Origin of the sequence: Pedobacter puniceum (assembly GCF_009674685.1) — a bacterium.
In the GTDB taxonomy this organism is placed as follows: domain Bacteria; phylum Bacteroidota; class Bacteroidia; order Sphingobacteriales; family Sphingobacteriaceae; genus Pseudopedobacter; species Pseudopedobacter puniceum.
In genome coordinates this window covers 1,508,999-1,531,548 of record NZ_WKJI01000001.1, presented here as the reverse complement: position 1 = coordinate 1,531,548, position 22,550 = coordinate 1,508,999, and the positions used below count along the sequence as shown (strand labels likewise).

The window sequence follows — 22,550 nt, the reverse complement described above, 5'->3', positions numbered from 1 at the left end:
CTCTTATATTCTTACCGCTATGTTATTTTGTTTTAATAAAGCCTTCAATTCTGGAATTAATATCTCGCCGTAATGAAAAACAGAAGCAGCTAAAGCGGCATCAACATCAGATTTTTGAAAAACATCTATAAAATCTTGTTCATTACCGGCACCACCAGAAGCTATAACAGGTATGGTAACCATATCATTAATTTCTTTTAGGAGGATATTATCAAAGCCAGATTTTGTGCCATCTTTATCCATTGATGTTAATAATATTTCGCCAGCCCCTCTACTTTCTGCTTCCTTTATCCAGTGTTGTGTTTGTATTTCTGTAGGAATTCTACCTCCATTTAAATGAACAAAATCTCCCTGAGGCAAATGCTTAGTATCAACAGCTAAAACTACAAATTGTACGCCGAAAGCATTGGCTAATTCATTAATTAATTCTGGTCTTCTTACAGCGGCAGAATTGATAGATATTTTATCTGCACCAGCATTTAAAAGGGCTTCAGCGTCTTTTAATTCACTAATACCACCACCTATAGTAAAGGGAATATTAACTTGACGGGCAACCGCTTTAACCATATCTAAAGTGGTTTTTCGCTTTTCGTGAGTAGCGGCTATATCTAAGAAAACCAACTCATCTGCACCTTGTTGAGAGTATTGCCAAGCCAATTCTACAGGGTCTCCGGCATCTCTTAAATCAACAAAATTTACACCTTTAACTGTTCTTCCGTCTTTAACGTCTAAACAAGGAATAATTCTTTTACTTAACACTATATTTTAGGCTTAAAGCGAAGTAAGCATTTGTAAATTCCAGTTTTTAATTTCTTCTATAGAAATTCTTCCTTCATAAATGGCTTTACCTACAACGCAAGACTCAATCTTAAATTCATTTAATTCTTCAATATCAGCCATAGAGCTAATACCGCCAGAAGCAATTAATTTAATGAAGGGAGAGTGGGCTAATAGTTTTTTGTATAAATCTACTCCGGCGCCACCTAGTTTTCCGTCTTTATTAATATCGGTACATAAAAATCTAAAGAAACCTAGTTGTAAGCATCTGTCCACATAATCCATCAATTTAATAGGCGAGCTTTCCATCCAACCAGAGTATTTGATAACTTCATCCAATACATCTATAGCAACTACAACTTGGTCAGAACATTTGGTTTTATTACAAACTTCTTTGCTTAGCTCTTCTAAAAAAGTTGGGTTTGTAATAGCTTGGGTACCTACTATAACACGATGAATACCAGAGTCTATTAATTCTTTTACTTTATCGATACTTCTAACACCACCGCCGTATTGCACCTTCATATCGGTTTTTTTAATGATATCAAAGAGGTATTGCTGATTAGAGAAATCGCCTTTTGCGCCATTTAAATCTATGATATGAACAAACTCAGTACCGTTAGATTGGTAAGTTTCTATTTGTTCTTCTAAGGATACTTCATACTGAGTTACCTGGTTATAATCGCCTTCGCGAAGTCTAACTACTTTTTGATTTAAAACGTCTACTGCAGGAATGATATACATCTCTTGAAATTATAAGTTAGCAAAATTTTTAAGCAGTTGTTCGCCAGCTTCTCCAGATTTTTCTGGATGAAACTGAACTGCATAAAAGTTATCTTTTTGAATACCCGCAGAAAATTTAATTCCGTAATTGCAGGTAGCAGCGGTAAATTTAGGATTAAATTCTATAAAATAAGAGTGAACAAAATAAAAGTAGGTTCCTGGGGCAATTTTAGAGAAAATAGGACTATCGTTTTCTGGATAAATTTGGTTCCAGCCCATATGTGGGACTTTATGCGATATTTCTTCCTTAAACCTGAGTGTTTTTACAGGAATTATATCTAATAAATTAGAATCTCCTTCTTCGGAATATGAGGTTATTAATTGCATCCCTACACAAATACCTAAAACTGGTTTTTTTAGGGCTTTTATTGCAGGAACCAAACCAGATTCGGTAAGTTTTTGCATAGCAGCACCGGCATGGCCAACTCCAGGAATGATAATTTTTTCGTATAAATCGAAATCACTTTCTTGGTTAATCATTCCGTATTGGATGTTTAACCTTTCTAAAGCAGAGGTTAGAGAAAATATGTTTCCGGCACCGTAGTTAACTATTCCAATCATTATTTGATGATGAAGGAGTAAGCAATAAGGAGAAAAAGACTAATGCCCGCCCTTATTCTTTAATCCAATTATTTACTCTTTGTTTTGTACTCTTTAATCTAATTATAATAAGCCCTTTGTACTTGGCAAACGCATGTTATTTACATCTCTTTTAATGGCCATTTTAATAGCTTTTGCGAAGGCTTTAAAAATAGCTTCAATTTTATGATGCTCATTATCACCTTCGGCTTTGATATTTAAATTTGATTTTGAAGCATCAGAGAATGATTTAAAGAAGTGGAAGAACATTTCTGTTGGCATATCGCCAACTTTTTCTCTTTTAAAGTCAGCATCCCAAACAATCCAGTTTCTACCACCAAAATCTATGGCTACTTGTGCTAAACAATCATCCATAGGTAAGCAAAAGCCATACCTTTCAATTCCTTTTTTATCTGCCAAAGCTTCTAAAAAGGCTTCGCCTAGTGCAATGCCAGTATCTTCAATGGTGTGGTGCTCGTCAATATGTAAATCGCCTTTAGTAATCACAGTTAAATCAAAACCACCATGTCTACCAATTTGGTCAAGCATATGGTCGAAGAAATGTAATCCGGTTGATATGTTAGTATCACCTTTACCATCCAAATTCAATTTAATTTGGATGTCTGTTTCTTTGGTTTTTCTTACATGAGAAACTTCGCGTTTGCCAACTTTTAAGAACTCGTAAATCTTATTCCAGTCGCTGGTTTCTAAAGCAATAATTTCTTGAGCATTATCAATTTTATTTTGAGCTTCTGAGGCTCCTAAATCCGGATTATTATTTAACCAAATAGCTTTAGCACCTAAGTTTTTAGCTAAAACAACATCGTTTAATCTATCGCCAATTACAAAAGATTCTTTTAGGTTATATTCCTCTGCATTAAAATAATGCTGCAACAAAGCAGTACCTGGTTTACGGGTAGGGGCATTATCTTTAGCAAAAGTTTTATCAATAATAACCTCAGAAAAAGAAATACCCTCGTTTTCTAAAGTTTTGATAATAAAATTGTGTACTGGCCAAAAATTTTCTTCAGGGTGTGATGCTGTGCCTAAACCATCCTGATTGGTAACCATCACCAAATCATAATCTAATTCTTTTACAATTTTAGCAAGGTTAGTGATAGCTCCAGGATAGAACACTAATTTTTCAAAAGAATCTATCTGTTCGTCGGCTGGCTCTAGAATTAAAGTTCCGTCTCGGTCTAAAAAAAGTATTTTTTTCATCCTTTATAGGATTTTAAAGTTTCTATTAATGTTTGATTTTCTTGTGGTGTACCAATGGTAATTCTTAAGCAACCCTCGCAAAGTTCAACTTTATTTCTATTTCTGATGATGATGCCATTTTCTACTAAAAAATTATAAATAGCATCAGCAGCAGTGGTTTTTACTAAAATGAAATTCGCATCAGACGGATAAATATCTAATACAAAGTCTAAATTTTTTAGATTGATAACCAATTGGTCTCTTTCTTTAAGCGTTTCTTTTATCCAATCGTTAACCTGATTGGTGTTTTGTAAAGCTTCTAAAGCCAATTGTTGCGATGCTTCATTGATGTTGTAAGGAGGCTTAACTTTATTAAATACCTCAATAATTTCTTCGCTAGCAAAGGCCATCCCAACACGTAAAGCAGCTAATCCCCAAGCTTTAGATAAGGTTTGTAAAACTACCAGATTAGCATATTCTGTAAGTTCTTGAATAAAGGATTTTTGACGCGAGAAGTTGATATAGGCTTCATCTATCACCACAATGCCATTGAAATTGGCTAATAAGGTTTCAATATCTTCTCTGTGAATGCTGTTTCCTGTTGGGTTATTGGGCGAGCAAATAAAAATCAGCTTGGTGTTTTTGTCAATAGCTTCTGCTATTCCCTCTAGGTTAAGTTGATAATCTGCCGTAAGGTTAACTCTTTTAAGCTCAACATCGTTAATGTTGGCAGAAACTTCATACATCCCATAAGTAGGAGGAACGATAATCACATTATCTACACCTGGGTTGCAAAAGCTTCTAAATAGGATGTCAATAGCTTCATCGCTACCATTTCCTAAAAAGATATTTTTAGGAGGAACACCTTTTATCTGACTTAAACGAGTTTTTACAGCATAAGCCATAGGGTCTGGATAACGGTTATATGAAGTTGCTAAAGGAGAACCAAAAGCATTCTCATTAGCATCTAAGTAAACAGAAGCTTCGCCTTTAAACTCATCTCTTGCAGAAGAGTAGGGTTTAAGATTTTTAATATTGGTTCTGATGATATTATTGATGTCAAAGTTCATTATTTTATTGGAATTCTTTATTAAATACCCATTTTTTATTCTGGTGTTCGAAAATAATTTTATCATTATTTTCATAAGGTTCTTTAAAATAACCTCTAAAGTCTGTAGCTAAGTCGTCTTCAATTAAAAATTTTTGCTTTGTCTTACTAGTTAGTAAGTTGTATTCCGTAGCATAAATTTTTCCTAGATTAGTTTTTTCATTATAATCAATACCCCAAAAATAAATTTTGTCATTTTTAAAAATTGGAGATGAAAAATAATCATCAAAGTATAATGTTAGGTCCTTGAGTGATTTTTTAGAGCCTTTTTTTAAGATAATGTACTTATCAGTAGAGCCATAAACAGTGTCTTTTTTAAAATCAAAATCATCAGTTTTATCTTTTGAGACTTTTAAGTATACGATATCTTTATTTTTTAATGAATAAACTCCAAAATATGTGTCAATGGAGTCTATGGTTTTATCTTTAAATTCTAGAATAAGAAATTTGCCTTCGTCTAATTCATTCCAAAAATAGCCAGAGTCTTTGATGCTGTATAATGATTCTCTTTTATCATCTTTTTGGATTGTTAAAACTTTATCTTCTTTTAAAGCTTTTTGAGCAGAATTAGAAGAGCATGATGTTAAGACATGACTAAGAAGCAAAAAATATAAAAAGTTTCTCATCATTTTAGATTATTAAAATAATTAGACTTAACATGATTTTAATTAATTTACAAGGAACGATTTTAGATTAGTAAATTCGTAAATCTAAAATCGTCATTCTTAAATATTTTCTAATCTTACAGTTACCGCATTTTTATGCGCATGCAAGCCTTCAATTTCTGCTAAAATTTCTACTGTAGGGCCTAAGTTTTTTATGCCGCTTTCGCTGATGTGCTGGAACGTAATTTTCTTAACAAAAGAATCTAAAGAAACACCAGAGTAAGAACGGGCATAAGCGCTGGTTGGCAAAGTATGGTTGGTGCCACTAGCATAATCACCTGCACTTTCTGGAGTAAGATTACCCAAGAAAACAGAACCTGCATTCGTGATTTTATCGGTTATCAGTTGCCAGTTATCAGTTGCCAGTATCAAATGTTCTGGGGCGTATTCATTACTAAAATCCATAGCCACTTCTAAATCATCAACCAAAACTGTATAAGAATTGGTAAGGGCTTTAGCCGCAACTTCTTTTCTTGGTAAAACAGCTAATTGCTTGCTCACTTCTTCTAATGATTTTTCAATTAAACTAGCCGATGTACTTACTAAAACTGCCTGACTATCTGCTCCGTGTTCTGCTTGCGCTAATAAATCAGCAGCTACATAAACCGGATTTGCCGTTTCATCAGCAATCACCAGTACTTCTGATGGTCCGGCAGGCATATCAATGGCGGTATTGGTAGTAGATTGTACAATGGTTTTAGCCATGGTTACAAACTGATTTCCTGGGCCAAAAATTTTATCCACTTTAGGGATGCTTGCTGTACCATAAGCCATAGCAGCAACAGCTTGTGCACCACCAGCTAAATATATTTTTTCTATCCCGAGTAGTTGAGCTACAAAGGCTATATAACCATTAACAGAACCATTTTTTTGAGGCGGAGAGCATACCACAATTTCTTTACAGCCAGCAATTTTTGCAGGAACACCCAACATTAAAAAAGTACTTGGTAAAACGGCAGAACCGCCTGGTATGTATAAACCCACACGTTCTATAGCTCTAGATTCTCTCCAGCAGTTTACACCAATGCTGGTTTCTATAACTTGTTTGCTTGACGTTTGGCTTTCGTGAAATTTCTTGATATTTTGAAAAGCGGTAGTAATAGCATGTTTAACCTGTTGCGGAATTTCATTAGCCAGTTTTGTTAATGCCTCTTTACCGATGTATAGTTGCTTTAAATCTACCTGATCAAATTTTTGAGCAAAGTTTTTTAAAGCATCATCGCCATGAGTTTTTACTTCTTCAATAATGTTTAGTACACTTTCTCTAATCGCATTACCACTATCAGTATTACGTAAAATAAGTTGATTTACATCCGCTTTGCTTAAAGCTTTAAAATTGTATTGCCTCATTATCGTATCCTTCATTTCTTAATCAAATATTTATACTGCTAAGTCTAATATCTCGTATTTGTTATGTCAATACTCAATACTCAAATCGCACATCTAAAGTATTATCTTCTCAATAGGCATTACCACAATACCTTGTGCTCCGGCAGCTCTTAAAGAGTTTATTTTCTCCCAAAAATCCTGCTCAGGAATAACGGTGTGTATGGCTACCCAGCCTTCTTCGGCTAAAGATACCACAGAAGGACTTTTTACTCCTGGAAGTAACGAAATAACGGTTTCAAGGTTTTTCTTTTCTACATTTAAAACCACATATTTGGTTTCTTTTGCTCTTAAAACAGATTGTATTCTTTGTATAAGTTCTTGTATAAGCGGATTTTCTTCTTCGCCGTTTCTACCAATTAAAATGGCTTCTGAAGACATAACATCGGCAAAAGGTTTTAAACCATTACTTTTTAAAGTTCCGCCTGTAGAAACAATATCAAAAATAGCATCGCTAAGACCTAAACCTGGTGCAATTTCTACCGAACCAGAAATCATCTTAATATCAGCCTTGATGTTGTTATCGTTAAAGAATTTTTCTAAGATAACTGGGTAAGAAGTTGCAACAGCTTTACCGTTTAAATCTTGTATATTACTTAGGGTACTATTAACCGGAACTGCCAGTTTTAATTTGCATTTACCAAAGCCTAAACGTTGTAAATAAGCAACTTCTACTTTGGTTTCTGCAATAACGTTTTCGCCAACGATACCAATATCAGCAATGCCGTCTTGTACATATTCTGGAATATCATCATCTCTTAAGAATAAAATTTCTAAAGGGAAATTTGAAACCGATGATATTAAGGAGCTTTTATAATTTTCGAAGCTTAAGCCGCAGTTTTTTAATAGTTCTACAGATTTTTCGTTAAGTCTGCCCGACTTTTGGATAGCAATTTTTAAAGTTTTCAAGATGATTATTTATTATTAAAAGACTAATTGATTATTTAAAATGAAAAGTTTTGACGTACAAAACATACTATAGCGCACCACCTAAGTGGTGATGAATGTGATGATGTACAGTGGTTAAAAACTTTTTCATTTTGTCTTTTTAATAATTTCTACGTGAAGAGAAATATTAGAATGCTGCAAATATATAAAGCATTGCTTAAATTACAAGGTAATATGATATTTATTTTAGTCTTTGGAGATAGATTGAAATTTGGTGATTTACATAAGGGCATAACAATTGCCTAAGCACAAAGCAAAAAACATATATGAGTTTAAAGTATACCATCAACCTATTTATTGTTTGTTTATTCTTGTTAGTGTCTTGCAAAAAATACAAACACGAAGAGTTTGGAAGAGATTTAGCCAAGACTTTTAAAAGTAAAAAATACAAAGATTTTGATACCACTGCCTATTATCAGGTTTTTAAGAAGCAGTTAGTAAAAGAAAAAGAACGTATCCATAACCCAAAATGGATAAGTAAAATGTACGAAGAAGAGGAGAAAGGTTTAACCCTTATTGGCGATTTTTTAATTAATGGAGAGCTTGACACCTTATCTAGGTATTTAAAATTGAGTGTTTTTCATGGGCTAAATCCATCTTATTTTCATACCAAGGAGATTAATGATTTATTACATCAGGTGAAAACCAAAAAGTTTAAAAAGGTTGAGGAGAGTTATCCATTATTAGCAAGTTTAGAAATTTTAAGTGCCGATGCTTTGATTAATTATTCTAATATCTTGAAGTATGGTGCTGTAAATCCAAAAAGTATTTTTGGACGATATTATGTGAGCGTAAAAAGACCAGATTTTATTGATTCTCATAAAACATTAGACCAATTACAGCTGGCTAGCTTTTTAAAGGATATTCAGCCTAAAAACGGCTATTACCAAAGGCTTCAAAATTTATTGATTAATGAAACACCAGAACAAGCTTTAAGTGCCAGCGATAAACAAAAAATTTACTTTTCTTTAGAGCGTTTAAGATGGCCAACAAAAGAGTACAGCGGTAAGTATTTATTGGTAAATATCCCGGAATTTAAGCTCAGGATGATAGAAAACAATACTACCGATTTAGAAATGAAGGTTTGCGTTGGCGAAACGGCTTATGCTCCGTTTTCTAAAGATGGTAAAAACCATGAAACACCAATTTTAAGCGGCAATATAGATAGGATGCAGGTGAACCCTGTTTGGAATATTCCTAAAAGCATTGCTGGTAAAGAAATTATGGTAAGCTTACAATCTAATCCAAATTATTTGGAGGAGAATAATATGGTAGCTTACAATAAGGTAGGCGAGTTGGTAGATGCAAGAAGTATAGATTGGAGCACAGCTTCTGTTGCCGATTATGCTTTTAAACAAAACCCTGGTGCTGATAATTCTTTAGGGCAAATCAAGTTTATATTCCAAAATCCCTATGCGATATATTTACATGATACACCTGCTAAAGCCATGTTTCAGGAGAAAAACAGAGCTGTTAGTCATGGTTGCGTACGTGTAGAACAACCCATGAAATTGGCTGCTTTCTTATTGAATAATGATAGGGAGGCTCAACGTATAGAAAAAGAAACTCAGGCTGCAGCCAAAGGAGAGGAGATAGCTTCAAGATGGGTTAAAATTAAAGAGCCTGTAAAAGTTTTTATTGCTTATTATACCGCTTGGACAAATGACAGCGGAAAATTAATCATCGCAGATGATGTTTATGGTTACGATGCTAAGCTTAAGCCTTATTTGTCTAAATATTTGCCGGAATAGGCTGGTTGATGGTTAATAGTCCATGGTTGATGGTCTATGGTCTATAGTTTAAAACTGTTAACTTGCAACTTACAACTTAAAACTGTCAACTGATAACCGACAACTGATTACCATCAACTGATAAAAATTAATATCTTTGATTCTTAATGAAGTTTTATTATCCTGAATTTCTTTTCGGATTATTATTAATTGCCATTCCGGTAATTATTCATCTTTTTAATTTCAGGAAGTTCAAGAAAGTTTATTTCTCAAATACCAGCTTTTTAAAGGATATACAACAGCAAACTTCATCTAGAAGGAATATAAAAGAGCGGTTAATTTTATTGAGTAGGATTTTAGCCATCACTTTTTTGGTTTTAGCTTTTGCCAAACCTTATATCCCGCAAGAAAATACAGTTTCTGCCAACCAAAGCCACTTGGTAAGCATTTATATAGATAATTCTTTCTCTATGGAAGCTGTAAACCAAGATGGTCGTTTGTTAGACGAAGCCAAACGTAAAGCCAAAGAAATTGTTGCTACTTATGGTTTAACCGATAAATTTCAGCTTTTGAGTAATGATTTTAACGGCTCGCAAAACCGACTGTTAGATAAAGAAGCTTTTCTTGAAGCTTTAGATGCTTTAGAAATTAGTGCCAGAACAAATGATTATCAGCAAATTTTAAATCAGCAAGAGCGCTTTTTTAAAACAAATAATGGTTATCAAAAACATGCTTATTTGTTGTCTGATTTTCAACAGCAAGGTAATCTTCAGTTACAAAAAGATAGTACAGCAAAATATCATCTTATCAAACTAAAAGCCAATAGCTTACCCAACGTTGCGGTAGATAGCGTTTGGTTTATTTCTCCTTTGCATCGTCCGCAAAGTAAAGAACAATTGGTTGTAAGGGTAAAGAATTATTCTGATAAAAGCCTGGAAGATGTATCACTTAATTTAAAAATTAACAACCAAATAAAAGCCATTGGTAAAGTAGCTATAGCACCACGAGAAAGCAGTTTAGATACCCTTACTTTTTCTGGTTTAAACACCGGTTGGCAAAAAGGAGAGTTGAAGGTTAAAGATTATCCAATGATTTTTGATGATGCTTTATTTTTTACTTTTCAGGTTAAAAAAGAGCTACCTATAACCATCATCAATTCAACTGTCGAAGCTAATGCGATAACATCAGCTTTTGATACTGATAGCTTTTTCAAAGTGCAAAGTATCGGCGAAAGCCAAATAAACTACAGCGATTTAAAACAGCAACAATTAATTGTACTACATAATCTGAAGCATATTTCTGAGGGCTTAAGTCAGCAATTGATAGCATACCTAAAAAATGGTAGTAATTTAAGTGTCTTCTTGCCTCTAGAGGCTGATTTAGCTTCTTACACCAATTTTTTAAAAGCTGCTGGTGCAAATTATCCCATCCGTTATCAAAAAGATAGCGTAATGGCAGCTAGTTTAAATTTAAAGCATCCGGTTTTTGAAAACGTGTTTGAAAACATCCCTCAGCAAATAGATTTACCTAGAACATCTGCTTATTACCAATTAAGTAACATTACTAAAACTAATAAGCAAAATTTAATGGAGGTAGATGCTAGTTTGCCTCTTCTGCAAGCTTATCAGATAGGGAAAGGCAATCTTTACTTGAGCGCTATACCGCTTGAACCACAGATTTCTAATTTCACTAACCATGGTTTGTTTTTGCCACTTTTATTTAAAATGGCATTGCTAAAAAGGCAAGAGCAAAAGCTGTTTTACATTTTAGGGATGCAGGAAACTGCTTTAATAGATAATGTGGATTTAGCCGCTAGTGAGGTTTTGACATTAAAATCGGCACAACAAGAAATCATTCCCGAACTTAGAAATACAAGTTTAGGAACAGTTATTTTCTTTGCAGACCAAGTTAAAGAGCAAGGTTTTTATGATCTTTATAAACAAGATAAACTAATTGCTATGCTGGCTTTTAACCAAAGCAGAAATGAGTCTGATTTAAGTTATGCTAGCGACACTGATTTGAATAATAGTTTTGGAAAAAACACTGAAATTATTGAAGCAGGCACATCATCCATAGCTAATCAGATAAAAGAAGTGAAATTAGGTGCTTCTTTATGGAAACTTTGTATAATTTTGGTTTTGATATTTTTGGCTATTGAGATGCTTCTTGTTAAGTATTTCAAAATCCAGGCAAATAAAACTGCAATAAATTAATCATGAATATCCTTATAAAATCCTGTACGCTTGTAAGTCCTGCCTCTTCGCATCATTTAAAAGTAGTTGATGTGCTTATAGAAAATGGTATCATTAGTAAAATAGCTGCTGATATTAAGCCATCAGAAACAAAAACTATTGATGCAAAAGGTAAATACTTATCAGTAGGTTTTTTTGATTTGAATGCCAATTTAGGTGAGTTAGGGTTAGAAAATAAGGAAGAATTTATAAGTGGTAGTGCTGCTGCTGCTGCCGGTGGTTTTACAGGGGTTGGTGTTATGCCTAATACGCAGCCACCTGTTGATGCAAAAGCACAGGTAGAGTATTTAAAAAACAGAGCTAAAGGATTATTAGTTGATATTTATCCTTATGGCACCATTTCGCAAAAGAAAGAAGGTAAAGACCTTGCAGAAATGTATGATATGACCCAATCTGGCGCTGTAGCTTTTACGGATGGTACAGCACCCGTACAAGACGCTGGTTTAATGGAAAGAGCCTTGTTATATGCAAAAGGTTTTGATGCTTTGGTGATTTCTTATCCTGAAGATAGCTCTATAGCCGGAAAAGCTAAAATGAATGAAGGCGAAATGAGTACTTATTTAGGAATGAAAGGTATTCCTAACATAGCCGAAGAATTAATGATTGTAAGGGATTTATATTTAGCAGAATATACCCAATCTAAAATACATTTCACCAGTATTTCTACAGCACATAGTGTGGCGCTTATCAAGGCTGCTAAAGCCAAAGGTTTACAGGTTACTTGCGATGTTACGGCGCATCATTTAGTTTTAACGGAACAAGCTTTACATGATTTTGATACGCATTACAAAGTTAAACCTCCTTTAAGAACTAATGCTGATGTTGAGGCTTTACTAGCAGGTATAAAAGACGGCACTATTGATGCTATTGTTTCTCAGCATACGCCACACGAGATAGAGTTTAAAGAAGTAGAGTTTGAAACAGCTGCTTATGGAATCACAGGCTTACAAACAGCTTTGCCATTACTATTTAAAGCGGGTTTAAATGCGCAAGAAATTGTAGAAAAATTAGTGATTGGTCCAAGAGATATTTTAGGCTTACCGCAGCCAGAAATTAAAGAAGGGGCACAGGCTAATTTAACTCTGTTTGATGAAAGCGAGTGGGATTATACAACCGAAAATAATTATTCAAAATCCAAAAACTCGCCTTTTATAGGAGAAAAATTAAAAGGAAAAGTTTGGTTAACCATTAATAATCATCAGCTTTACGAAGCTAAATAAAATCAAAAGCTTATGGATAAGAAAGTAAAAGCAGCATTAGAAAGCCTTTTTAATACATTTTCTGCATTAGAAGGTGTATCGGCTCAACAAGAACTTAATAAGTTAACAGCCATATTTGGTTCAGACCAACATTTTATGGATAAAGTGTCTGCTATGGACGAAGTTTTTGATACTTCAGCAGCTTTAGATCCGGTAAGAGAACTAACTTTTGATTTGTTGTTGATTAACTTTTTTGCCGAAGACGCTAAAAAGCTAGATGAAGATTATTTAGAATCTCCAGAATGGGAAAAAATTGAAGAAGAAACCATTGATAGAGGTACAGAGCTTTTAAATCTTTTATTATACTTAAAAGAGTGTGATGATGAAGATATTGACCCATCTTTAGACGACTATCTAAAAGAGTTTTTGTTGGTTGATGAGGATGAGTTTCAAGACGAGCATCGTATTTATGAAGATGTTATTGCCAACCAAGTATTAATGGAAAGTTCTTTAGTAGAAATAGCCAGAATATCTAAAAAACTTTCTCCAGATTCAGAAATTAGAGAATTGTTTTTCCCGTTGATGGCATTTTTCTATAATATCAATCCAGACGCTCAATATATGAAAGAGTTTAAAACTTTGAGTGAAGATCCGGCTTTTGATGCCGCTGTTTTAGATTTAATAGTAAACTATAACCAAGCATAACATGAAAGAATTAGAAGTTAGACCAACAAAAACAGCAAGCTACTGGGCTTTATTGGCTTTTGTGATGATTGTTATTTTAACCTATGTGTTTTACTTTGCAGAGGTTGATCAAAAATCGGCATTAAACTATATAACTTACATTCCTTTTATAGCTTGCTTGGCTTTAGCCATCAAAAATCATAAAGAAAAAGAATTAGATGGTTATATCACTTTTGGTAGAGCATTTAATACAGGCTTTAGATTTAGTTCATTACTTTCTTTAATGATGGGTTTATTTATGCTGATTTATTTGAAATGGTTAAATCCTGATGTTTTAGAGCTTGGCTTGGTTGAAGCAGAAAATCAAATGCTAGACCAAGGACAATCATCTAAACAAATAGATGCTGCTATGAGTATTGCCAGAAGTTGGGGACCATATTTAGCTGCTGTTACCACAGCCATTATGTACACTTTAACAGGGGCAGCTTTAAGTTTAGTATTTGCAGCTATCTTTAAAAAAGAAGCGCCAATGTTTGAGGAAAGCGAAGCATAAATATTCGTTATCAATATAAATCATCAATAAAATAGGTTGGCTGCCATACAAAGCTCATGTTAAGAAATGGATATTTCAGTTGTAATACCCTTATATAATGAAGTAGAATCATTACCAGAACTTACCCAATGGATAAGGCAGGTGATGGATAAAAACGCATTCAGTTATGAAATTATCTTAATTGATGATGGTAGTAATGATGGTTCTTGGGAAAAGATAGAGGAGTTACAACAAGAGCATGAGCAAATAAAAGCTATTAAATTTAGAAGAAATTACGGCAAATCTGCGGCTTTAAACGTTGGTTTTAACAGTGTAAAGGGTGATGTTGTTATCACCATGGATGCTGATTTACAAGATTCGCCAGACGAAATTCCAGCGCTTTACCGTCGTATAAAAGAAGAAAAGTTAGATTTAATTTCTGGCTGGAAGAAAAAACGTTACGACCCGCTAAGTAAAACCATCCCAACAAAATTATTTAATGCTGCTACCAGAAGTATGTCTGGTATTTATAACCTACATGATTTTAATTGCGGATTAAAAGCTTACCGCAAAGAAGTAGTAAAAAATATTGAGGTTTATGGCGAAATGCACCGTTACATACCTGTAATTGCAAAATGGGCTGGTTTTAATAAAATAGAAGAACAAGTTGTAGAACACAGAGCCAGAAAATACGGTACAACTAAATTTGGTTTTAGCAGATTTATCAATGGTTTTCTAGATTTACTTTCTATCTTCTTTGTAGGTAAATTTGGTAAAAGACCCATGCACTTTTTTGGTACGATGGGGGTTTTAAGCTTCTTTTTCGGTAGTATTATGGCTTTATGGATTATTGGCGAAAAACTTTACCATATTGCTATGCACACTCCTTATCAAAGAGAAGTAACAGAGCAACCTTTATTTTATATCGCTTTAGTTGCAGTAGTATTAGGGGCACAGTTATTTTTAACAGGGTTTGTTGCCGAGCTAGTTTCAAGAAGTTCTGTCAACAGAAATCAGTATCAAATAGAAAAAGAAATATAGTTTTTGGTTCATTTTCATGATATTATCAAAAATTCTGGATTAACTCATTAACCCTTTTCATCTTAAATGTTTTTCTCCATCATTATTCCTTTATACAACAGGCCGCAAGAGATAAAAGAGCTGCTAGAAAGTTTAACGCAGCAAACTTATACTTCTTTTGAGGTTTTAGTAGTAGAAGATGGCTCTAAACATGATGCTAAAGCTATTGTAGAAGGGTTTAAAAATCAGTTAGATATCCATTATTTTTATAAAGAAAATGCCGGACAAGGCTTTGCTCGTAATTATGGTTTTGAGCGAGCGAAAGGAGATTATTTTATCTTTTTTGATTCAGATTGTATCATCCCCCATAACTATTTAGAACTTTTAAGAGATCATTTTTATCAAGAATATTTAGACGCTTACGGTGGTCCGGATGAAGCGCATTCTTCTTTTACAGCAGTACAAAAAGCCATCAGTTATGGTATGACTTCCTTTTTAACTACCGGAGGTATTAGAAGCAAGCAAAAAAATGCAGGAGGTAAGTTTCATCCTAGAAGCTTTAACATGGGTATTTCTAGAGAAGTTTGGGAAAAAACTGGAGGTTTTAAGTTAACTCGTATGGGAGAAGATATGGATTTATCTATCCGTATACATCAAATGGGCTTTAAAATAGCTTTGGTGCCAGAAGCAAAAGTTTACCATAAAAGAAGAACTAGTTTTAAACAATTTTGGAAACAAATTCACTCATTTGGGCGCACTCGGGTGGATTTATTTCTCCGTTATCCGGATACCCTAAAAGCGGTTCATTTACTACCTGTAGCCTTTACAGCTTTCTTAATTTTAGTCTTCATACTTAATCTTTTTTCTATAAGTTTGGCCGCTTTAGGCAACTTATTGCTCCTGCTTTACATAATGTTGATATTTTTTGACTCATTGTTTAAAAATAAGTCATTAAATGTTGCATTTTTGAGCATTATTGCGTCTTTCATACAGCTAACAGCTTATGGCTTTGGTTTTGTGCAAGATTATTGCAAACGTGTATTATTAAAGCAAGACATTAACAATCAATATTAGTTTATACCTTAAATCTTAAATGGAGAAATCTTTTTCAGTAATAGAAGTTTTAGAAACCTCATGGGAAATCACCAAGAAAAACTTTTTAGTGATTATTGGCTATTCTGTAACTGCTTTTATCGTACTGGCTTTAATGCAATTTACCTCCATGTTTTTAATTGGTGATGGAGGCTTTCTTAGTTTCATTATCCTTTTCTTGGTATTAATTCTCAATAGTATGGCAACTTTAGGTTTTTATAAACTTACTTTCCATCTTATTGATAAAGAGCATGAAGATATTGAGGTGAAATCAGTTATCCCCACATGGAAAAATATTTCTAGCTTCATTACTTTAACTCTTTTCTTGGGCTTTATTGTAGCCACCTTTAATCTTATTTATCTAAAGTTACTAACCATAAGTTCTTTTAGCAATTTCATAAATCAAATAAAAGAAACCCCAATAGCTCTAGAGCTTTTAGCTGTTGTTGCTTTTATTTTATTGATGATGGTTACCATGAGGTTTATGTTTTTTCCATGTTTTATTGTTGATGACGATTCCGGTTCAATAGAATCTTTAAGACAGAGTAGAGCACTTACTCAAGATAATTTATTGAGGATTGTTACCGTTTTACTCATCGTAGTTGGTTTTATAGTACTAGGCTTTTTGGCATTAGGAGTAGGTATTATTGTAACTTATCCGTTTACAAATGTGATATTGGTTGTAACATATCGTAAATTGGTAAACTCTTATGTACAAGAGCATGATGGCCAATTACCATCAGCCGAATAAACAATACTATGGGATTAAAAGCAGCGTTAAGTAAGCCATTTGCAGCTTGGGCAGTGCGGGGCATAAATAAATGGAAATTTAATGCAATTGCGGCTCAAGAGCAAGTATTAGCAAACCTAATTAATACAGCAAAACATACCTTATTTGGTAAAGACCATAACTTTCAGGATATTAAAAACTATCAGGATTTTAAAAAGCATGTTCCTGTTAGGGATTATGAAGATTTAAAGCCTTATATAGAGCGTGTTGTAAAAGGCGAGTCTGATATATTATGGAAAGGAAAACCTCTTTATTTTGCTAAAACATCCGGAACTACTTCGGGTGTTAAATACATTCCGCTTTCTAAAGAATCTATGCCAGAGCATATTAAAGCAGCCAGAAATGCTTTATTATGTTATATCCATGAAACTGGTGATGCTAGTTTTGTAGATGGTAAAATGATTTTTTTACAAGGTAGCCCAGAGATGGATAAAAAAGCCGGAATTTCTTTCGGAAGGCTTTCTGGCATTGTCGCACATCATGTTCCGCAGTACTTGCAAAAAAATAGGTTACCAAGTTATCAGGTAAATTGTATTGCAGATTGGGAAGAAAAAGTAGATGCTATAGTAGAAGAAACTTTCCATGAAGATATGCGATTGATATCGGGTATACCGCCTTGGTGCCAAATGTATTTCGATCGTTTATCGGCGAAAGCCAATGGTAAAAAGATAAAAGATATCTTCAAAAATTTTAGCTTATTTGTTTACGGAGGGGTTAATTTTGAGCCTTACCGAGCAAGAATAGAAGAAAGTATAGGAAAGAAAATTTCTACCATAGAAACTTACCCGGCTTCAGAAGGTTTTATTGCTTTTCAAGATTCTCAGCAAGATAAAGGTTTGTTGCTTTTAGCTGATGCTGGTATATTTTATGAATTTATCCCTACGGATGAATATTTTAATGAAAATCCAACTCGCTTAAGCTTAGCCGAGGTAGAGCTCAACAAAAATTATGCTTTAATCATGAGCACCAATGCTGGTTTGTGGGGATATGCCATTGGCGATACGGTGAAGTTTATTTCTAAAAATCCTTATAAAATATTGGTAACAGGCAGAATAAAGCATTATATTTCTGCTTTTGGCGAGCATGTGATAGGCGAGGAGGTAGAACATGCTTTGCTTCATGTAGCTAAAGAAGAAGGTTTAGAAATTACCGAGTTTACAGTTGCACCACAGGTGAATCCGCCCATTGGAGAGCTACCATATCACGAATGGTTTGTAGAATTCGTAAAACAACCTGCAGATTTGGCTGTTTTTAGTGCCAAAGTAGACGAACAATTACAGTTGAAAAATATTTATTATAAGGATTTAATCCAAGGTAAGGTGTTACAGCCTTTAATTATCAGACCTTTACAAGTAAAGGCTTTCGTGAACTTGATGAGAGCAGAAGGTAAGCTAGGTGGGCAAAATAAAGTCCCTCGTTTAGCAAACGATAGAGCTTTGGCAGATAAACTTGTTCCTTACCAATTATCATAAAATAAATTGACAAATACGTTTTCAAAAAATATGAAGCATATAGCCATTTTAGGCTCTACAGGCAGTATTGGTACGCAAGCTTTAGACGTTATCAAGGCAAATCCAACCTTATTTAAAGCAGAAGTGTTAACCGCTCAGTCTAATGCTTCTTTATTGATAGAACAGGCTTTGCTATTTCAGCCTCAGTTGGTTGTTATTGCAGATGAAAGTAAATATCCAGAAGTAAAAAAAGCACTAGCACATACAAATATCGAAGTAAAGGCTGGTCATGATGCTTTATGCGAGGCCGTAGTTTTACCTCAATTAAATATTGTTTTAACGGCTTTAGTTGGCTTTGCAGGTTTAAAACCTACTATTGCGGCTATCAAAGCTAAAAAGGATATTGCTTTAGCTAATAAAGAAACCATGGTAGTTGCTGGCGATTTAGTAACCGCTTTGGCAAAAGAAAATGATGTTAAAATTTTACCTGTAGACTCAGAACACTCGGCTATTTTCCAATGTTTAGTGGGAGAGCAATCGCCAATAGAAAAGATTTATCTTACCGCATCTGGCGGTCCTTTTAGAGGTAAAAGTAAAGCAGATTTAGCTCATGTAAGTTTTAAAGAAGCCTTAAAGCATCCTAATTGGGTTATGGGAGCAAAAATCACGATAGATTCTGCTTCTTTAATGAACAAAGGTTTAGAAGTAATAGAAGCAAAATGGCTATTTAATTTAGCTGTAGAGCAAATAGATGTTATTGTGCATCCACAATCTATCATTCACTCTATCGTTCAATTTGAGGATGGCTCGATGAAAGCACAAATGGGTTTGCCCGATATGAAATTACCTATTCAGTATGCTTTCACACATCCCGATAGGATTATAAGTGATTTTCCTCGATTTAACTTTCTAGATTATCCTCAACTTAGTTTTGAGCAAGCTGATACCCAAACTTTTAGAAATTTAGCTTTAGCTTATGATGCTTTAAGAAAAGGTGGTAATATGTCTTGCATCATCAATGCTGCTAATGAAGTAGTGGTTGCGGCATTTTTGAAAGAACGTATCGGATTTTTACAAATGAGTGATATCATAGAACGTTGTATGGATAGGGTAAGCTTTGTAGAAAACCCTATATTAGACGATTACTTTGAGACAGATAAACAAACAAGAATATTTGCAGAAGAATTGATATAAATAAAAATAGAAAAGAAAATTAGATGGATGTTTTAGTTATGATTGGCCAGCTGTTGCTGGGATTATCAATTTTAATAGTTTTACACGAGTTGGGGCATTTTTGGGCTGCAAGAGCATTTGGAATTAAAGTAGAGAAATTTTATTTGTTTTTTGATGCTTGGGGCGTAAAATTATTTAGCGTTAAATATAAAGATGTAGAATACGGTATAGGTTGGTTGCCTTTAGGCGGATATGTGAAAATAGCGGGTATGATAGATGAATCTATGGATACCGAGGCTATGGCAGCACCTGTACAACCTTGGGAGTTTAGAGCAAAACCAGCATGGCAGCGCTTAATTGTGATGCTTGGTGGGGTTACGGTGAATGTTATTTTAGGTATTCTTATTTTTTGGATGCTAACCTTTACTTATGGTGAAACTTATATCCCTAATAAGGAAATTAGAAATGGGATAGCACCAGGTATTATTGGTAAAGAAATAGGCTTACAAACTGGTGATAAGGTTGTTGCCATCAATGGAAAAGAAATTATAAAATTTAGCGAGTTAAGCAGCTCTGAGGTTTTGATGGGGAATTCTACCATCACTGTTATCAGAAATGGTAAAGAAACAGATGTTTTAGTACCTGCTAATATTTTAAATACTGTTGCAGATTATGGTGTAGATGAATTTGTTGCACCAAGACTGAAATTTGCCGTAGACTCTGTTGTTGATGGTAGCAATGCCGCTAAAGCAGGGGTTAAAAAAGGCGATTTAATATATGCTATTAATGGTAAATCGACAGTGTTTTTTGATGAATTGCAAACTGTTTTAAAAGATAATAAAGGTAAAACAGTAACCGCCGCAATAAGACGAGGAACCGATACGCTTTCTTTGCCAGTTTTAGTTACTGCTGAAGGTACAATAGGTTTTGCACCTAAAATTGAAGATTTAAAGTTAGAAACGCAGAAATATGGTTTCTTTGAAGCACTTCCTGTTGGTGCAGCTAAAGCTTGGGGAAGTTTAACTGATAACGCAAAAGGTTTAGGTAAGGTAGTTAAAGGTGAGGTTAAAGCCAATAAAGCTTTTTCTGGTCCCGTTGAAATTGCCCGTAAACTATATGGCGGTACTTGGGATTGGGTTAAATTTTGGAGTATTACAGGTTTACTTTCTATGGCATTGGCTTTAATGAATTTATTACCTATACCAGCTTTAGATGGTGGGCATGCCGTTTTCTTATTGATAGAAATGATTAAAGGCAAACCATTAAGCGACAAGTTTATGGAAAGAGCACAAATTGTAGGTTTTGTTTTATTAGCTACCTTAATGGTTTTTGTTTTAGGTAACGATATTTTTAAAGCATTCACCAAATAAGCTAAAAGCGCAAAGCATTATACAAAGCAGTTTTAACTTTTTACTTTCAACTTTTTACTTAAAAAATGAATTACTTTGAGTTTTATGAAATACCAGTTTCTTTTCACCCTGATGCAGAGGTAGTAAAGAGGAAGTTTTATACTTTAAGTAAACAATTTCATCCTGATTTTTATGTAAATGAGTCGGAGGAGAAACAGCAGGAAATTCTTGATTTATCTACCTTAAATAATAAAGCTTATCAAGTATTATCTCATGAGCAGAAGCGTTTAAACTACGTTTTAGAATTATTTGGTGCTTTAGAAGAAGGAGAGAAATATGCTTTGCCACAAGATTTCTTGATGGAAATGATGGATGTAAACGAGGCTTTGATGGAGTTAGAATTTGATGAAGATTTAGCCAAAGTAGAACAATTAAAGGCACAAGTAGCAGAAATAGAAGAGAGTTTAGATACAGAATTAGCCTCACTTACTCATCAGTTTGATGAGCAAAAGGAAGAAGAAAGAAAAGCTTTATTGCTGCAAATCAAAGACATCTATTACCGTAAAAAATATTTGTTGCGAATACGGGAATCAATTAATAGATTTGCAACCCCGTCTTAAAGATAGGGATTGCCAAAATGCCCAGATGGCGGAATTGGTAGACGCGTTGGTCTCAAACACCAATATCTTCGGATGTGCCGGTTCGACCCCGGCTCTGGGTACAAAACCGGGTTTTACCTGAATAAAAAAGGGTTGCTTTATAAAGCAGCCCTTTTTTGTTTTTAACTATTTAAAGACTTATGGTTTATCAGTTTTAAATTTTTTAAGTTTTGTAACTTTGTAAGGCTCTATACATGCATAATGCGCAGCGTATTGTGCCATTTCTGCTTGGTAGGCTGTTATATTTTCTGGGAAAAATTTATTACAAATAACTTTTGTTTTGAAAATCATCTCGTACCAAGCACAAGAAGCTATATATCTTCCTAAAAAAAGACTTAGGTGAAGGTCATCTCGGTTTAGGTTGTCTCCTATAAAAGATGTTCTTGCATTTTGTATAGCAGTACCAGAAGGAATAAGTAAATCAAAATGATAGTCTCTCTTTATTTTGCGAGTAGTTTCTACTATAGCTTTATACATACCTTCTTGATTATTGTCATATTTTTCAAATCTTTTTACTGGAGAAGATTTTCTGTAAGCCCAAGTTTGATGGAGGATATATTTCGTTTTCGGATGGCTTTTGCTTTTTACATAAGCTAATAAGTTAGTTAAGGGGCTTACATAAGTATCATATAAACCAGATTTTGTACTTACTTGTTGGAAACTTATATAATCCCATTTTTCATCAGCCAAAGCTGTAGAAATAGAGACACCAGGTGTTTTAGTTTTTTGTCCGTCTACTTCAATTTTTCGGTAATTGTATTTACCAATATCGCCAGAAGCATTTTTCCAATGCAAATCTAAATCTGAGGCACCAATAAATAGATTAGCTATAATAACTTTTTTACCATCAGCTTTAGCTAAATCAAACAGGAAATGTTCCATAGCATCCTCAGAAAAGCTATTTCCGATAGCCAAAATCCTTACAATGCTATCTTTCTTTGATATATAATCTTTTTTTATTAATGAAGCTGAACTCCCAATAGAAAAGCAAAAGAATAAACAAATAAATAAGATAATCTTCAGTTTGGTTTTGGTATAAAGTTTCATGATAAAGGTGATTTTTGTTTTTCGAAAGTTAATTAAAATATTAAAAAGTTAATAATGTATATTTAAATATATTATTAACTAGATAGATAAGTAACTGTTTTCTAAAACATCTTAGAAAATTTCAAT

General features: G+C 33.9%; 21 protein-coding genes and 1 tRNA gene. 13 read left to right on the top strand and 9 right to left on the bottom strand.

What is annotated here, in order from left to right; genetic code table 11:
- Positions 1-3: 3 nt before the first annotated feature.
- The 8 genes from hisF to hisG all read right to left on the bottom strand — a co-directional run bounded on the left by hisF (position 4) and on the right by hisG (position 7,407).
- Positions 4-759, bottom strand: a complete 756-nt coding sequence (gene hisF, locus GJJ64_RS06655; RefSeq protein ID WP_317162906.1) for an imidazole glycerol phosphate synthase subunit HisF — start codon at positions 757-759, stop codon at positions 4-6.
- A 12-nt stretch (positions 760-771) separates the two neighbouring features.
- Entirely contained in the window at positions 772-1,521 is a 750-nt protein-coding gene (locus GJJ64_RS06650; RefSeq protein ID WP_026902469.1) for a 1-(5-phosphoribosyl)-5-[(5-phosphoribosylamino)methylideneamino]imidazole-4-carboxamide isomerase, read from the bottom strand.
- A 9-nt stretch (positions 1,522-1,530) separates the two neighbouring features.
- On the bottom strand, positions 1,531-2,121 hold the full coding sequence (gene hisH / locus GJJ64_RS06645) for an imidazole glycerol phosphate synthase subunit HisH (protein ID WP_154286889.1): 591 nt from the start codon (positions 2,119-2,121) through the stop codon (positions 1,531-1,533).
- A 102-nt stretch (positions 2,122-2,223) separates the two neighbouring features.
- The gene (gene hisB / locus GJJ64_RS06640; RefSeq protein WP_154286888.1) at positions 2,224-3,360 is read right to left on the bottom strand and encodes a bifunctional histidinol-phosphatase/imidazoleglycerol-phosphate dehydratase HisB; all 1,137 of its coding nucleotides are present in this window, start codon (positions 3,358-3,360) and stop codon (positions 2,224-2,226) included.
- Entirely contained in the window at positions 3,357-4,409 is a 1,053-nt protein-coding gene (gene hisC / locus GJJ64_RS06635) for a histidinol-phosphate transaminase (protein WP_154286887.1), read from the bottom strand. Before hisC ends, hisB begins: the two co-directional genes overlap by 4 nt.
- Positions 4,410-4,413: 4 nt before the next feature.
- Positions 4,414-5,076: a hypothetical protein gene (locus GJJ64_RS06630; RefSeq protein ID WP_154286886.1), complete on the bottom strand. Its 663-nt coding sequence runs from the start codon at positions 5,074-5,076 to the stop codon at positions 4,414-4,416.
- Between the two features lie 96 nt (positions 5,077-5,172).
- Positions 5,173-6,477 carry a histidinol dehydrogenase gene (gene hisD, locus GJJ64_RS06625; RefSeq protein ID WP_229655479.1) on the bottom strand — a complete coding sequence of 435 codons (1,305 nt, stop codon included), beginning with the start codon at positions 6,475-6,477 and terminating at the stop codon, positions 5,173-5,175.
- 78 nt (positions 6,478-6,555) lie between these two features.
- Complete coding sequence (hisG, locus tag GJJ64_RS06620) at positions 6,556-7,407, bottom strand: ATP phosphoribosyltransferase (protein WP_039448556.1); 852 nt, start codon at positions 7,405-7,407, stop codon at positions 6,556-6,558.
- A gap of 305 nt (positions 7,408-7,712) precedes the next feature.
- On the opposite strand from hisG, the gene GJJ64_RS06615 reads away from it, so the two are divergent.
- The 13 genes from GJJ64_RS06615 to GJJ64_RS06555 all read left to right on the top strand — a co-directional run bounded on the left by GJJ64_RS06615 (position 7,713) and on the right by GJJ64_RS06555 (position 21,439).
- The gene (locus GJJ64_RS06615; RefSeq protein ID WP_154286885.1) at positions 7,713-9,197 is read left to right on the top strand and encodes a L,D-transpeptidase family protein; all 1,485 of its coding nucleotides are present in this window, start codon (positions 7,713-7,715) and stop codon (positions 9,195-9,197) included.
- A 146-nt stretch (positions 9,198-9,343) separates the two neighbouring features.
- Positions 9,344-11,389 (top strand): BatA domain-containing protein, encoded by a 2,046-nt coding sequence (locus tag GJJ64_RS06610; protein WP_154286884.1) that lies wholly within the window; start codon positions 9,344-9,346, stop codon positions 11,387-11,389.
- Positions 11,390-11,391: 2 nt separating this feature from the next.
- On the top strand, positions 11,392-12,648 hold the full coding sequence (locus GJJ64_RS06605; RefSeq protein ID WP_154286883.1) for a dihydroorotase: 1,257 nt from the start codon (positions 11,392-11,394) through the stop codon (positions 12,646-12,648).
- Between the two features lie 12 nt (positions 12,649-12,660).
- Positions 12,661-13,332 carry a hypothetical protein gene (locus GJJ64_RS06600; RefSeq protein ID WP_154286882.1) on the top strand — a complete coding sequence of 224 codons (672 nt, stop codon included), beginning with the start codon at positions 12,661-12,663 and terminating at the stop codon, positions 13,330-13,332.
- Position 13,333: 1 nt separating this feature from the next.
- Entirely contained in the window at positions 13,334-13,864 is a 531-nt protein-coding gene (locus tag GJJ64_RS06595) for a DUF4199 domain-containing protein (RefSeq protein ID WP_154286881.1), read from the top strand.
- A 66-nt stretch (positions 13,865-13,930) separates the two neighbouring features.
- Positions 13,931-14,884 carry a glycosyltransferase family 2 protein gene (locus tag GJJ64_RS06590; RefSeq protein WP_154286880.1) on the top strand — a complete coding sequence of 318 codons (954 nt, stop codon included), beginning with the start codon at positions 13,931-13,933 and terminating at the stop codon, positions 14,882-14,884.
- A 66-nt stretch (positions 14,885-14,950) separates the two neighbouring features.
- Positions 14,951-15,937, top strand: a complete 987-nt coding sequence (locus tag GJJ64_RS06585) for a glycosyltransferase (protein WP_154286879.1) — start codon at positions 14,951-14,953, stop codon at positions 15,935-15,937.
- A 19-nt stretch (positions 15,938-15,956) separates the two neighbouring features.
- Entirely contained in the window at positions 15,957-16,706 is a 750-nt protein-coding gene (locus GJJ64_RS06580; RefSeq protein WP_154286878.1) for a hypothetical protein, read from the top strand.
- Positions 16,707-16,714: 8 nt separating this feature from the next.
- On the top strand, positions 16,715-18,217 hold the full coding sequence (locus tag GJJ64_RS06575) for a GH3 auxin-responsive promoter family protein (RefSeq protein WP_154286877.1): 1,503 nt from the start codon (positions 16,715-16,717) through the stop codon (positions 18,215-18,217).
- Between the two features lie 30 nt (positions 18,218-18,247).
- A complete protein-coding gene (locus GJJ64_RS06570) occupies positions 18,248-19,390 on the top strand; it encodes a 1-deoxy-D-xylulose-5-phosphate reductoisomerase (RefSeq protein ID WP_154286876.1) in 1,143 nt (380 codons plus the stop codon).
- Between the two features lie 23 nt (positions 19,391-19,413).
- The gene (rseP, locus tag GJJ64_RS06565) at positions 19,414-20,739 is read left to right on the top strand and encodes an RIP metalloprotease RseP (protein ID WP_154286875.1); all 1,326 of its coding nucleotides are present in this window, start codon (positions 19,414-19,416) and stop codon (positions 20,737-20,739) included.
- A gap of 65 nt (positions 20,740-20,804) precedes the next feature.
- The gene (hscB, locus tag GJJ64_RS06560) at positions 20,805-21,338 is read left to right on the top strand and encodes a Fe-S protein assembly co-chaperone HscB (protein ID WP_154286874.1); all 534 of its coding nucleotides are present in this window, start codon (positions 20,805-20,807) and stop codon (positions 21,336-21,338) included.
- Between the two features lie 19 nt (positions 21,339-21,357).
- Positions 21,358-21,439 (top strand) — tRNA-Leu (locus tag GJJ64_RS06555).
- 76 nt (positions 21,440-21,515) lie between these two features.
- On the opposite strand, the gene GJJ64_RS06550 is transcribed toward GJJ64_RS06555, so the two are convergent.
- A complete protein-coding gene (locus GJJ64_RS06550) occupies positions 21,516-22,424 on the bottom strand; it encodes a DUF4886 domain-containing protein (protein ID WP_154286873.1) in 909 nt (302 codons plus the stop codon).
- Between the last annotated feature and the right edge of the window lie 126 nt (positions 22,425-22,550).